12 protein-coding genes are annotated in these 12411 nt (G+C 62.2%); 5 read left to right on the top strand and 7 right to left on the bottom strand.

The features are described 5' to 3' along the window. Positions 1-26: 26 nt before the first annotated feature. The 4 genes from GN300_RS16935 to GN300_RS16920 all read right to left on the bottom strand — a co-directional run bounded on the left by GN300_RS16935 (position 27) and on the right by GN300_RS16920 (position 5881). Positions 27-1358 (bottom strand): MFS transporter, encoded by a 1332-nt coding sequence (locus GN300_RS16935; protein WP_054780861.1) that lies wholly within the window; start codon positions 1356-1358, stop codon positions 27-29. A 104-nt stretch (positions 1359-1462) separates the two neighbouring features. After that, on the bottom strand, positions 1463-2443 hold the full coding sequence (locus GN300_RS16930; RefSeq protein ID WP_003941447.1) for a linear amide C-N hydrolase: 981 nt from the start codon (positions 2441-2443) through the stop codon (positions 1463-1465). A gap of 17 nt (positions 2444-2460) precedes the next feature. After that, positions 2461-4368, bottom strand: a complete 1908-nt coding sequence (locus tag GN300_RS16925; RefSeq protein WP_063314908.1) for an alkyl/aryl-sulfatase — start codon at positions 4366-4368, stop codon at positions 2461-2463. Between the two features lie 109 nt (positions 4369-4477). After that, a complete protein-coding gene (locus tag GN300_RS16920) occupies positions 4478-5881 on the bottom strand; it encodes an MFS transporter (RefSeq protein WP_063314909.1) in 1404 nt (467 codons plus the stop codon). A gap of 112 nt (positions 5882-5993) precedes the next feature. On the opposite strand from GN300_RS16920, the gene GN300_RS16915 reads away from it, so the two are divergent. After that, on the top strand, positions 5994-6575 hold the full coding sequence (locus GN300_RS16915; RefSeq protein ID WP_042453490.1) for a helix-turn-helix domain-containing protein: 582 nt from the start codon (positions 5994-5996) through the stop codon (positions 6573-6575). 17 nt (positions 6576-6592) lie between these two features. On the opposite strand, the gene GN300_RS16910 is transcribed toward GN300_RS16915, so the two are convergent. Continuing rightward, entirely contained in the window at positions 6593-7372 is a 780-nt protein-coding gene (locus tag GN300_RS16910; RefSeq protein WP_063314910.1) for an IclR family transcriptional regulator, read from the bottom strand. Positions 7373-7539: 167 nt separating this feature from the next. Between GN300_RS16910 and GN300_RS16905 the strand changes: the two genes are divergently transcribed. The 3 genes from GN300_RS16905 to GN300_RS16895 are packed head-to-tail and all read left to right on the top strand — an operon-like array spanning position 7540 to position 10162. Next, a complete protein-coding gene (locus tag GN300_RS16905; RefSeq protein WP_007726398.1) occupies positions 7540-8307 on the top strand; it encodes a CoA transferase subunit A in 768 nt (255 codons plus the stop codon). Continuing rightward, entirely contained in the window at positions 8304-8966 is a 663-nt protein-coding gene (locus tag GN300_RS16900; RefSeq protein ID WP_007726396.1) for a 3-oxoacid CoA-transferase subunit B, read from the top strand. Before GN300_RS16905 ends, GN300_RS16900 begins: the two co-directional genes overlap by 4 nt. Further along, positions 8963-10162 carry an acetyl-CoA C-acetyltransferase gene (locus tag GN300_RS16895; protein ID WP_063314911.1) on the top strand — a complete coding sequence of 400 codons (1200 nt, stop codon included), beginning with the start codon at positions 8963-8965 and terminating at the stop codon, positions 10160-10162. The genes GN300_RS16900 and GN300_RS16895 overlap by 4 nt, the downstream gene beginning before the upstream one ends. A 72-nt stretch (positions 10163-10234) precedes the next feature. Here GN300_RS16895 and GN300_RS16890 read toward each other — a convergent pair whose 3' ends face one another. Continuing rightward, positions 10235-10450, bottom strand: coding sequence for a BldC family transcriptional regulator (locus tag GN300_RS16890; protein WP_003945782.1), 216 nt, complete (start codon positions 10448-10450; stop codon positions 10235-10237). Between the two features lie 111 nt (positions 10451-10561). On the opposite strand from GN300_RS16890, the gene GN300_RS16885 reads away from it, so the two are divergent. Further along, positions 10562-10969, top strand: coding sequence for a RidA family protein (locus GN300_RS16885; RefSeq protein ID WP_007734708.1), 408 nt, complete (start codon positions 10562-10564; stop codon positions 10967-10969). A 22-nt stretch (positions 10970-10991) separates the two neighbouring features. Here the strand turns inward: GN300_RS16885 and GN300_RS16880 are convergent, their stop codons facing one another. Continuing rightward, positions 10992-11261, bottom strand: a complete 270-nt coding sequence (locus GN300_RS16880; RefSeq protein WP_007734706.1) for a DUF4235 domain-containing protein — start codon at positions 11259-11261, stop codon at positions 10992-10994. Positions 11262-12411: the final 1150 nt, after the last annotated feature.

The raw sequence follows: 12411 nt of genomic DNA, 5'->3' as shown, positions 1-12411 counted from the left end.
CGTTTCGGCATTCGGAAGAACTGCGGTCAGTCGACGAGTGCCCGCTTGTGGGCATTCCCTCGCAAGGTACTCAAGGCGATCGCGCTGACGGCGCACGTTGCCATCACGAAGTAGGCCGGAATATCGAGATTGGACGTTTCCTTGATCAACCACGTGATGATCAGACCGGCGCAGCCCGAAAAGACCGCGTTGGACAGGGAGTATGCGAGTCCCAATCCGGTGTACCGGACCGAGGTGGGGAACATCTCGGAGAGCATGGCGGGTCCTGGTCCGGCAACAAGTCCCACTGCGGCGCCGGCGGCAAACACTGCAAATCCCTTGGCTGTCAGAGACGTCTGCTCATTCTGCAGGACGTTGAGCAGCGGCAGAGCCAAGACCAGAATTATCACGGTGCCGGTGAGCATGACCGCGCGTCGTCCGATGCGATCGCTGAGTCCACCCGCGATCGGAATGGTCACCGCGAAGCCCGCATTGGCGAGCACGGAAGCAACAAGTGCCTGATGGAAAGTCGCGTTGAGTGAACTCTGAAGATAAGTCGGCATCACGACGAGGAACGTGTAACCAGCAGCAGACCACCCCATCAACCGCCCGATTCCGAGCAGAATCGCCTTGGCTGTCTCTCCGACAGTCGGCTGCACTACAGGCGCCGCTTCATCAGCTGTCGGTTCGGACTGGACTGATCGAGCACGCTCGAACGACGGCGTTTCTTCGAGGCGGAGCCTGAGCCACAGAGCAACCAGACCCATCGGAAGTGCAAGGAGGAACGGAATGCGCCAGCCCCAGTCACCGAGCTGTGACGGGTCGAGGACAGTGGCGAGGAGTGCTGCGATCCCCGCACCGGCGAGCAGTCCGAGTGCGACGGTGAACGACTGCCACGAGCCGTACAGCCCACGTCGTCCGGGCGGAGCGAACTCGGTCATCACCGACACTGCACCGCCGAACTCACCACCGGCCGACAATCCCTGCAGAATTCGAAGGACCGTCAAGAGCAGCGGTGCCAGAATTCCGACGCTCTCGTAGGTGGGCAGCACACCGATCAGGGTCGTCGCACCCGACATCAGCAGAAGAACGATCACCAAGGTGGGGCGTCGGCCGATGCGGTCACCGAGTCGACCGAACAGCGCGGCCCCCACTGGGCGGAAGAAGAAGGCCAGCGCAAACGACGCGTAGGTCTTGATCAGGCTTTCGAGGTCGCCGGAGCCGTCGGCGCTGAAGAAGTTCGACGCGATGATCGTCGCGAAGAACCCGTACACACCGAACTCGTACCACTCGATGAAATTTCCGACGGAGCCGGCGACGAGCGCCCTGCGCCGTTTGAGCTGCGCACCATCGTTCCGTGTCTGCACTGTGATGCCCATGCCGTCCTCCGTTGACGAAACCCGAATATGCAACAAAGTTTCATCTGAACAGAGTAGAAATGTCAAGAAGTTTCACGATTGGATTTTTACTACGCCCCGAAGCCTTATGCTCCCGCGAACGTGAATGCCTCCGCCCGTTCGAACTGGTCAGTGGAGTCACCGGAATAGACGGTGCTCTCGTTCGGTCCGAGTCCGAGCTTTCGGACGGGTGTCCCTTCCGCGAGATCCATCGACGCCACGTCCACCCAGAAGATATTGGGCGTCATCGCCGACTCGAAGAAATAGAGCGTGCGTTTGTGATCGACGACGGTGCGCCAACGGGTCGATGAAATGTTGGGCTCATCGGGAGTCGAAATCCCCAGGGGCACCGACACATTCCGAATAACACTGAAGGTGGATGCCAACGCCGCCCGCGGATCGTCCGTCTGCGGTATCGCATCGACATAGAACGACGCCCGAGCGAATCTGTCAGCGGCACGGTTGGTTCCGGGCAGCATGACGGTTCCGTTGATCTGCTTCCAGTACTCGTTGACGGCGAGTTGCTGATCGAAGATCGGCGAATTGGTCATCACCTGGTACTCACGGCTGTGATGAATCGTCGGGCGTCCACCGACGTACTCGATGATCGCGCTGTCTCCCCCGGCGTCCGAGAGCGACATGTGCAGCGTTGCGAGGCGGTCTTCGCCGGGAACGGCAGCGGTCACTACCGTGAACGGTTCCGACGCGAGTACTTCGACCGCTTCCTGAACTGTCGCAAAGCGATCCAGGACGTATTGCGCCCACGCCGCGATCGACAATCCCGGGGTCGAACCGTCATACGTCGGGTACTCGGACTCGACCAACCACAAGAGATTGGCAGACAGTCCAGCCTCGTTGACCCCGTCGGTCGTGCACATGTCGTAGGCCGTCGCGACAACACTTCCGTATTTCGACGTCCACTGTATCGAGTTCGGACCTGCGCAGCCCCCTCTGGTCATGCCGCGCGGGAAAGCCCAGAGGTTTGTTCCGAGGTCGACCTTCCAATCCATCGATCGAGCAGTGATCACAGTGTCGTTGGGCCCCAAGTAGACCAAGCGTGTACACATCGAAAACTATCCCTTCGTTACGGCGTGACGATATTGAAACTGGGATCGAAGGTATCGAGCAACCCTCCCAGCGTCTCGAGCGCTGATTCGTCTCCGTCGAGCGAAATCTTCCCGGCCTTGGCCAGTTCGGCGGCCGCGCCCGGTTGCAGAAGCGCTCCCACGAGTGCCGCTTTCGGGCCCGAGACCGTCAGTTGTGTGTTCGGTGACGCACCCTTACGTGCATTGAGGACACCGCGCTTGACCCACGCAGTCCATGCCTCGTCGCCGCGATCGGTGAACACGAAATCGATCCGCAGTTCCGCGTCGGTGGCCTTGTCGCCGATGAGATGTATTGCAACGAAGTCGAAGAGGATGTCGATGGGCATCGCGAGGACACTGTCCTGACTTGCCGTGACGTACGGGGCAGGCTGGGCGCCCTCGCGTAGTTCCAATGCGGCCGAGAGATAGATCCCACGCCACTGCGGCCCCTCGGCTTGATAACCCATCTGCTCGTAGACGTCGGCTTGCAGATTCCTCGCTTCGGTGTTCTCCGGTTGCGCGAACACCAACTTGTGCAGGATCTCTGCCGCCCATCGGTAGTCCGCGGCGTCGAATGCGCGCTTACCCTCGTCCAGGATCTTCTGCGCGCCAAGGAGATCGACGAACCTCTTCGCCGATTCGACCGGCGGATGCGGATGAAGCGACACCGGATCGCCGTCCCACATTCCCAGTTCCTTGGTGTACACGGCGCGAACGTCGTGGTGCAAAGTGCCGTGATATCCGCGGTTGTACCACTTGCGCCCGAGTTCGTCCGGTAGTTCGATCACCTCGGCAGCTTCGAGCGGCGTGTACCCCTTGTTCGCGAGACGGAGTGCCTGGTCGTGAATGTACTTGTAAGTGTCCCTTTGCGATTCGATGAACGGCACCAGGTTCTCGTTACCCCACACCGGCCACGTGTGCGGTCCGTAGTGAACAGTCGCGTCGTCTCCCCACCGCTCGAGAGTCTCGTCCAGATACCGCGCGAAGTTCCGAGCGTCGCGAGTGCGCGCACCTCTTAAGGTCTGGATGTTGTGGAGCGAATGATTGGCATTCTCCGCACAGGTCAGCGCGGCGAGTTCGGGGATCCAGATGTGCATTTCCTCCGGGGCCTCGGTATCCGGCGCGTAGAGGAACTCGAATTCCAGACCGGCTATCTCACGCTTCGTTCCGGTCTCCGTGATGCTGTCAGTGGGGGAAATATACGAGACAAGTGGACCTTTCGTGCTGATCGTGCCGATGCCGCAGGTAACCATCCCTTTGGCATCGAGATCGAGCAATCCACCGAAGGCGTAGAAGGACCGTCTCGCCATGGCATTTCCGGCGACGACGTTTTCCCCGATCGCGAACTTGTCGAACGACGCGATCGTGCCCGGTGCGATGATCGGAACTCGCCCGGACGTCACGTCGTCCAGATCGACGATCCCTTTGACTCCGCCGTAGTGGTCGATGTGGGTGTGCGTGTAGATGATCGCCGAAACTGGCTTGTCGCTGACGTGCTCACGAATCATCTTCATACCCTGGCGCGCCGATTCGACCCCCGCCATACAGTCGATGACGATCAGTCCCTCGCCACCTTCGACAACCGTCAAATTTGCCAGGTCGTTGTTCCGTACCTGGTAAAGGCGATCCGTCACCTGATACAGACCACCTCGGCGCATCAGTTGTCCTTGACGCCACAGGCTCGGATTGACTGTCTCCGGCGCGGCAACATCGTCACCGAGGTATGCCATCGCATCAGGATCGAAGACCGTATGCCCGTCATCGGCGACAACCTTGCCCGGCAACGGAGCGATCAACCCTCGATCCGCGTCGGCAAAATCCTGCCGGTCGTCCATGGCATACCGTGCGACTGCCTCGCGATTCGCCGTGACTGTGGCCGGTGTTGCGTCCTTCGGTGTCTGGCACATGGCACTCCCCGCTCGGATACGACGATCTGATACCCCATCATCTGTATCGGTTGGGCACGCGCTTGGAATCACCCGCGCAGGGTGAAGCTCCCACGAACACGCGAGGTGATCAGCCGGGGAGTTCCTCGGAATTCCGAGATGCGAGTGCAATCACCAGGACCGCGATCCCACATCCGGCAACCAGGATCCATCCCGACCTCGATGCCTGCGCGACATCCACCGATGCACTGCCGCCGATGATGCCACCGGCCAGCGCAACACCGAGAGCAGCACCGAATTGGCGTGCACTGGAGGTTATTCCACCAGCAAGCCCCGCCTGCGATCTCGGCAACCCGTTGACGGCGGTGTTGGTGATCGGGGCATTCGAGAACCCGAATCCGATACCGAGGAACAGGTAAGCGGCCAAGAGCATCGGAATCGCCGTGTTGTTGTCGAGCGAGACCAGGCACAGTCCACCGAGCGTCGTGAAACTACCGGCGATCAGCAGCGGTCGCCGCGGGCCGAAGCGTCCGACGAGTATTCCGGACAACGGCGCGCAGACCGTTGCCGCAACAGCCATCGGGAGGGTGATCGCGCCGGCCAGGGCCGGACTCATACCGCGGGAGTGCTGCAAGTAGAACGTGCCGAGCAGTAGCGTCGCGTTCAACGCCACGAACACCACGACAGCGCCGACCACAGCCGACGAGAACGGTCTGCGGCGGAAGAGCACCAGATCCATCAGTGGCTCGCGCTTGCGTGATTCGACGCGGATGAATGCGGCCAACGCTGCAGCAACAACGACATACCCTGCCGTCGCCGCGGCAGAGAACCATCCGATTCGCGGACCCTCGATCAGAAGGGCAACCGCCCCGCCGACAAGAATCACCAGTAGCAACTGACCGGGAAGATCGAGTCGTCGCGACTGCTGCGCTCGGGACTCCGGAACAAACACAGCAGTCAAGACGAGCACGGCCAAGATCACCGGCACGTTGATCCAGAAAACCGATCGCCAGCCGAAACTTTCGATGAGCACGCCGCCGACGATCGGCCCTGCCGCCATACTCAGGCCGAAGACCGCGGCCCACACCCCGATTGCCTTGGCCCGCTCCTTCGGGTCGGTCATCACGTTGACGACGATCGCCAAGGCAACCGGACTGAGCATCGACCCGCCGACGCCTTGGACGATCCGCGCCGCGATCAACATCTCGACGGACGGAGCGAGTGCGCAGGCAATCGACGCCACCCCGAAAACGACAAGCCCGATCTGAAAGACTCGTCTCCTGCCGAATCGATCGGCCACCGCTCCGGACGAGATCAGCAAGCTGGCCAGGACGAGTGTGTACGCGTTGACGACCCATTCCAGACCACGGGTTCCGACGCGAAATCCCTCACCGATCGTCGGCAGGGCTACGTTGACGATGGTCGTGTCCAACCCGACGACGAACAGGCTCGTGCAGCAGATCGACAGGATGCCCCATCGCCGCCCTGCATCGAGTCCGATCACTTGCGGTTCGATCCCGCTCGAAGGTTTCATGGTCGGACTCCATCTCTCGAAGTGCTCTGCCGTACTCGACTGTCGAAAGGATCGTTGCTCTCCAGCGTCCGAAGCCGGTAGAAATTTTGCGGAAACTGCAAAGATGGACAGCATGGATGCTGAATTCGAGCAGTTGATCACCGATATCGGACCGAGACTGCGCACGCTCCGACGCGATCGCGGATTGACCCTCGAGGGCCTGTCCGAAGCCACCGGCATCTCCGTCAGCGCACTCTCACGCCTCGAATCGGGTAAGCGTCGTCCCACCCTCGATCTGCTGTTGCCGCTTGCCCGAGCGCACCGGGTCGCGCTGGACCAACTCGTCGGCGCCCCCGCTACGGGCGATCCTCGGGTCCATCTCACCCCGAGCCGACGCAAGAACGGCAGTGCCGTCGTTCCGTTGACGCGCTATCCCGGCCGAGTGCAGGTCTTCAAGCAGGTGATCGGGCCGCGTCCACCGAAGCTCGTCACCCACGCCGGCTACGAATGGCTCTACGTCCTCGCCGGGGATCTGCGTCTCATCCTGGGGGCGAACGAGGTTGTCCTGCACCCCGGGGAAGTCGCGGAGTTCGACACTGCCGAGCCCCATTGGTTCGGGCCTGCCGATGAACAGGTGGTGGAGATCTTGCACCTGTTCGGCCCGCAAGGCGAGAAGGCACACGTGCGCACGAAGGTAAAGAACGCTCCTGCCTAAAGCGTGTTTATCGAAAGCTAGTTCACTGCATGTGTTTTCAGTCGGTTCGACAACGTATGAGCATACTCGAGGAGTAGCGTTCCCAACTCGGCATGACGCGCGGGCCGGAAGCGTGTTTCCACTCCGGTCAGGCTCAGCGCCCAGGCCGGGCGACCGTTGCGATCGAACACCGCGGCACCCATCCCCCAGCTTCCCTCGACGATGAGGGCTGGATTGACCGCGTACCCGGTGACACGCGTCGACTCGATTCGCTCACGGAGTGATGCCTCACTGTGGATCTCACCCCATTCCGATTCCAGATTCACTCGGGCGAAATAGTCGTCGACGTCCCGCGTCGGTAGATGGCTCAAGATGGCAAGCCCCGCCGACGCGACCCCCAACGGGAATCGCTTCCCCTCGTGCAGCACGTGAGATCGCAGTGGAAAACTGCCTTCCTGACTCAGGATGCAGACGGTCTCGTCACCTCGGCGTGCCGACAGGAAGGCGCTCTCCCCCGTGACCCGGGCAAGTTCGTCGACGACGTCGCGAGCCCGGTCGGTGATGTCGTACCGATTTCCGGCCGCCGCCCCCAGGAGGTACAACTCCGGGCCGAGAGACCACCGACCGGTTCGTGCGTCACGGTCGACCAGTCCTTCGGCAGCCAGGGACGTGAGCAGTCGGTGCGCAGTGGGCCGAGCGAGGCCGGTGACCTTGCCCAATTCCGTGGTGGAAGTGCCCGTTGGTTCGGACGCGCCGAGGGCTCGCAGAAGTGCAGCCACCCGCGCGACCATGGCCGGCGATTGCCCGTGAGTTGGCATGCAGCCATCCTAACGTCCATTCAATGAACGAAATTCCTTCAGACGATCAGTAGTCGATCAGTTCTCGGTTGATGTTCGAGATTCCTTGAACCTGTGAACTGGAGATAGTTCACTGGATATCGAAGTGAGTGAGTGTCTACTCAATGAACGCTTGGCAGGGAGAGAACATGACAGCAAAGGTGTACGAGTCCGCAGCGGAGGCGGTCGCCGACATCGTCGACGGCGCAACGCTGGCCGTCGGCGGATTCGGCTTGTGCGGCATCCCCGACGTGTTGATCGACGCGATCGCAGCTACGAGTGCAACCGACCTCGAGGTGTTCTCCAACAACTGCGGTGTCGACGATCACGGTCTCGGAATCTTGCTGAGCGCCGGCCGTATCCGACGGGTGACCGCGTCGTACGTCGGTGAGAACAAGGAGTTCGCCCGGCAGTACCTGGCCGGCGAACTCGAAGTGGAACTGACGCCGCAGGGCACGCTCGCCGAGCGTCTGCGCGCCGGCGGAACCGGAATCCCCGCATTCTTCACACCGGCCGGAGTGGGTAGCCCCATCTCCGACGGCGGAATGCCATGGCGCTACGACGCCGACGGCTCGATCGCTATTGCATCGCCTCCGAAGGAGACTCGCGTCTTCGGAACCAAGCGTTACGTGATGGAAGAGGCGATCAACGCCGACTACGCACTCGTGCACGCCGTTCTCGGTGACACCGACGGCAACCTCGTGTTCGACAAGACCGCGATGAACTTCAACCCTCTCGCTGCCATGGCCGGTCGCATCACCATCGCGCAGGTGGAACGCCTCGTCGAACCCGGTGAAATCGATCCGGCGTCAGTGCATCTACCTGGGGTCTTCGTCCAGCGCGTAGTCCACACCGGACCTCAGAACAAGCGAATCGAAAAGCGAACCGTCAGCGCTTCGGAAGGAACCACACGATGACCGCACCAGTGACAGTGACGGGTTGGACGCGCCAGCAGATGGCAGCGCGGGCGGCCGCAGAGATGATCGACGGCGAGTACGTCAACCTCGGAATCGGCCTTCCCACACTGATTCCCGGATACCTGGGCTCGGACGTTCGTGTGGTCCTGCACTCGGAGAACGGAATTCTCGGCACCGGACCGTATCCCACCGAGGACAACGTCGATCCTGACCTCATCAACGCCGGCAAAGAGACCGTGACCGTCAACCCCGGTGCAGCATATTTTGATTCGGCCCTCTCGTTCGGGATGATCCGCGGCGGCCACATCGACACCGCAGTCCTCGGCGGTATGCAGGTGTCGAAGACGGGTGACCTCGCAAACTGGATGGTCCCCGGCAAGATGGTCAAGGGCATGGGCGGCGCAATGGACCTGGTCCACGGTGCCCGGCGTGTCATCGTCGTCATGGAGCACAACGACCGCGACGGCAACCCCAAGATCGTCGACGCGTGCACCCTGCCGCTCACCGGCCAGGGCGTGGTGAATCGGATCATCACCAACCTCGCCGTCATCGACGTGAGCGAAGAAGGTCCACTCGTCCTGCGTGAACTCGCCCCCGATGTCAGCGTCGAAGACGTAGTCGCCGCAACCGGCACCGAACTGAAAGTTGAACTGGCATGACCGACACGACCACTGTGATTGTTGCGGGAGCTCGTACCCCGATGGGTCGACTCCTCGGATCGTTGAAAGACCTCTCCGGGTCCGACCTCGGCGGCATCGCCATCAAAGGCGCCCTCGACAAGTCCGGAGTCGCACCCGAACAGGTCGACTACGTCATCATGGGACAGGTCCTCACCGCCGGCGCCGGCCAGATGCCCGCCCGCCAAGCCGCCGTCGCCGCCGGCATCCCCATGAACGTCCCCGCCCTGAGCATCAACAAAGTGTGCCTCTCCGGCATCGACGCCATCGCCCTCGCCGACCAACTCATCCGCGCCGGCGAATTCGACATCGTCGTCGCCGGCGGGCAGGAATCGATGTCCCGCGCACCCCACATGCTCGAAAAAAGCCGCGAAGGCTTCAAATACGGCGACGTCACCCTCCGCGACCACATGGCCTACGACGGCCTCCACGACATCTTCACCGACCAGGCCATGGGCCTGCTCACCGAACAAGTCAACCAACAAGAAACCGCCCACATCACCCGCGCCGAGCAGGACGCCTTCGCCGCCGCCTCACACCAGAACGCGGCCCGCGCCTGGAAAGACGGCCTCTTCGACAACGAAGTCGTCCCCGTCTCCATCCCCCAACGCAAGGGCGAGCCCATCGTCTTCGCCCAGGACGAAGGCATCCGCGCCGACACCACCACCGAATCCCTCGGCAAACTGCGTCCCGCGTTCAGCAAGGACGGCACCATCACCGCCGGCTCCGCCTCCCCGATCTCCGACGGCGCCGCCGCCGTGATCGTGATGAGCAAAACCAAAGCCGAAGAACTCGGCCTGACCTGGATCGCGGAAATCGGCGCCCACGGCGTCGTCGCCGGACCCGACTCCACCCTCCAGTCCCAACCCGCCCGGGCCATCGCCAAAGCCTGCGCGAAGGAAGGCATCGACCCCACCGACCTCGACCTCGTCGAAATCAACGAAGCATTCGCCGCCGTCGGGATCGCCTCCACCCGCGAACTCGGCCTCGACCCCGCCAAGGTCAACGTCAACGGCGGCGCCATCGCCGTCGGCCACCCCCTCGGCATGTCCGGCGCCCGCATCGCCCTGCACCTCGCCCTCGAACTGCAACGCCGCGGCGGCGGCATCGGCGCAGCCGCACTCTGCGGCGGCGGCGGACAAGGCGACGCACTCATCGTCCGCGTCCCCAAGGCGTAATTACTTCCTGCTCACCAGACAGGTCGCCGAGCCCTCATCATGCTCGGCGACCTGTCTGTTTCGTGCCGGAGGTTATTGGTGATCGAGCGTCGTCGAGCGGTTACGCAGCAACGTCTCGATCTCCGATCGCCGGTACCTCCGATGCCCGCCAAGCGTTCTCAGAGTGCCGACTTTGCCCTCCCTCGCCCATCTGGACACCGTGGTCCTGTCGACGTGGAACAGTGCTGCAACCTGTTTGGTCGTCAGCCACTCGTCGACAGGTGCTGTGTGCTCTTCTTCTCGGCTCATTGGCAGTCATTCGTAGCTGCCGACTGAAGGGATGGGTCCGACGATGAATTGGCAACCCCTGGCGTGCTGTGAAAGACTCGCTGCAAAACTTTACTATTCCTTGGGGAAATAATGTCGAAGTCGGTAACTCTGATCCGTTCCACGTCACTCTCTTCGGTGGCTGAATATGCCTATGCAGCAACGGCTCCCGCCGATGCACGGCTGATCTTCCTGGCCGGATCCTGCCCGTTGAACGAGGACGGCTCCACTGCCGCCATCGGTGACTACGCAGGACAGGCAGCCAAGGCCGTCGACAACCTGAGAACAGCTCTCTCGGACGCGGGCGCGTCCATCACCGACGTGATCAACACCCGCGTCCTGGTGGCGTCGAGCAATCAAGCCGACCTGGTTGCGGCGTGGGAGGTAGTCCGCGACGCGTTCGGCGATCACGACGCCCCGAGCACTCTGATGGGTGTGACCGTTCTCGGTTACGACGATCAACTGGTCGAGATCGAGGCAATCGCGGCCGTCGTCGACTGAACTCGAACCGAACCGGGCGTCCCTACCGAGGATCTTCATGAGCAAGGGCCTGGTAGCCCTTTGCCCCCGCACGATCCACTGCGGCTCGCACAACAGCGAAGATGGCTCCCTGCAGGGCTGCGGCGATCAGGACTTCCTTGCTCGACCTGCTCAAGTCTTTGGGCTCGGGCGCATTCTTGTCGTCACCGATGCGCTTCCACACCTGCTGGAAGACAGCGCCGGCCAAGATGCCGCCCAGGACGCTGGTCGCCAGTGAGAGTGGCTTGTACATCGCTTTCGATACTGCGCTCATTGCGCGGATCCTCCGTGGTTCGATACGTACCGCCTGAGCGGCTGACCGACTCTCATTACCCCGCAGGCGAGTTGTCGAAACATTGCACCGACTGTCATCCAGCTGACGGCAGCGCAGCTACCACCCGTGCGGCCTCGCCCGAAGGCCACTCGTGACCACCGCCCCTCAAGACCCTCGTATCGGTCTTGGCAGGCGCTGGGACGTGCAAATGAGCCGTCCACACAGCCGCCAGTCGTTCCCGTTGCGTCGACAGGCTGCCGGATCCGCGCGCACGAACCCGATCAACGTCTCTCGGTCTGCCGGTAACGGGGTAACACCGACACCGATGCACCAATCCGCGAATAACGACCACCGCGCTCGATGACGTGCAGCCCGCCCATCCGTTCGAGTTCGCCGTGATCGTGCACGACATACGGTGTCCGCCGCGGTCCCTCCGCGATACGTGTGCAGCGTGTCTTGCTTGGAGCCCTTAACCTGTCCTTCGCCGCGGACCAACGACTCCCTTATCCAAATGCCCCGTTCACCGGCGGATGGAGAGACAACTATGGGGTAGGGACCGGCCGTCGCACTGTTCGACAGTGCTGCACACCGGAATCCCTCGCCTGAGCGAGTCTCCCAACAGCAACGCCGAGCCGAGGAGCACACGATGAACGCCGCTGACGACATCACCGACAACAACATGTCCTCGACCGCGTTGCACACAACGCAGAGGGCAAGGGAGCCATGCTCGTTGCGTTCGCCGACGACTCCACACTTCCGGTCCCCGTGTCCTCGTTGAGGGTATCCTCGAGGTGTCGAACCCTGAAGGTCGCCGCGGACCTTCGACGGTGCTGTCGCGGCCGATTGGATCGCCGGCGCGGGCGCTGATTGGCACGTCGCTGTGGCCCCTACTGCCGCGAGATCGCGGCCTGAACCCTCACCTCTGAGTGGCTGCAGGTGCCGCCGGAACGACAGCCCACCCCCGGCGATGTTCCGGGTGCGGCTTTTTGTTTGCAGTCACCATCGCGCCGATTCAGCCAAATCAGAGAAGTTCGCGTGCCTGCAATTGCTAACCGGCCACCTCAGCGCCTTCGCCAGCAGATTTCTAGCGAACGAGAACTCCGAGGCAATCCATTGCGGCGACACTGGATCTACTCCGCTCTCGCGTGTT

The sequence above is a fragment of the Rhodococcus sp. Ni2 genome, assembly GCF_021352185.1.
Lineage (GTDB): Bacteria > Actinomycetota > Actinomycetes > Mycobacteriales > Mycobacteriaceae > Rhodococcus_F > Rhodococcus_F qingshengii.
The sequence above is the reverse complement of the archived record's forward strand: the minus strand, read 5'-3'. Positions and strand labels throughout refer to the sequence as shown.

Excerpts from the sequence above, each read along its gene's own strand:
- GN300_RS16895 (WP_063314911.1), top strand. The coding sequence starts at position 8,963 with ATGACCGACACGACCACTGTGATTGTTGCGGGAGCTCGTACCCCGATG.
- GN300_RS16925 (WP_063314908.1), bottom strand. The coding sequence starts at position 4,368 with ATGTGCCAGACACCGAAGGACGCAACACCGGCCACAGTCACGGCGAAT.
- GN300_RS16915 (WP_042453490.1), top strand. The coding sequence starts at position 5,994 with ATGGATGCTGAATTCGAGCAGTTGATCACCGATATCGGACCGAGACTG.
- GN300_RS16930 (WP_003941447.1), bottom strand. The coding sequence starts at position 2,443 with ATGTGTACACGCTTGGTCTACTTGGGGCCCAACGACACTGTGATCACT.
- GN300_RS16900 (WP_007726396.1), top strand. The coding sequence starts at position 8,304 with ATGACCGCACCAGTGACAGTGACGGGTTGGACGCGCCAGCAGATGGCA.
- GN300_RS16935 (WP_054780861.1), bottom strand. The coding sequence starts at position 1,358 with ATGGGCATCACAGTGCAGACACGGAACGATGGTGCGCAGCTCAAACGG.
- GN300_RS16910 (WP_063314910.1), bottom strand. The coding sequence starts at position 7,372 with ATGCCAACTCACGGGCAATCGCCGGCCATGGTCGCGCGGGTGGCTGCA.
- GN300_RS16905 (WP_007726398.1), top strand. The coding sequence starts at position 7,540 with ATGACAGCAAAGGTGTACGAGTCCGCAGCGGAGGCGGTCGCCGACATC.
- GN300_RS16880 (WP_007734706.1), bottom strand. The coding sequence starts at position 11,261 with ATGAGCGCAGTATCGAAAGCGATGTACAAGCCACTCTCACTGGCGACC.
- GN300_RS16920 (WP_063314909.1), bottom strand. The coding sequence starts at position 5,881 with ATGAAACCTTCGAGCGGGATCGAACCGCAAGTGATCGGACTCGATGCA.
- GN300_RS16885 (WP_007734708.1), top strand. The coding sequence starts at position 10,562 with ATGTCGAAGTCGGTAACTCTGATCCGTTCCACGTCACTCTCTTCGGTG.
- GN300_RS16890 (WP_003945782.1), bottom strand. The coding sequence starts at position 10,450 with ATGAGCCGAGAAGAAGAGCACACAGCACCTGTCGACGAGTGGCTGACG.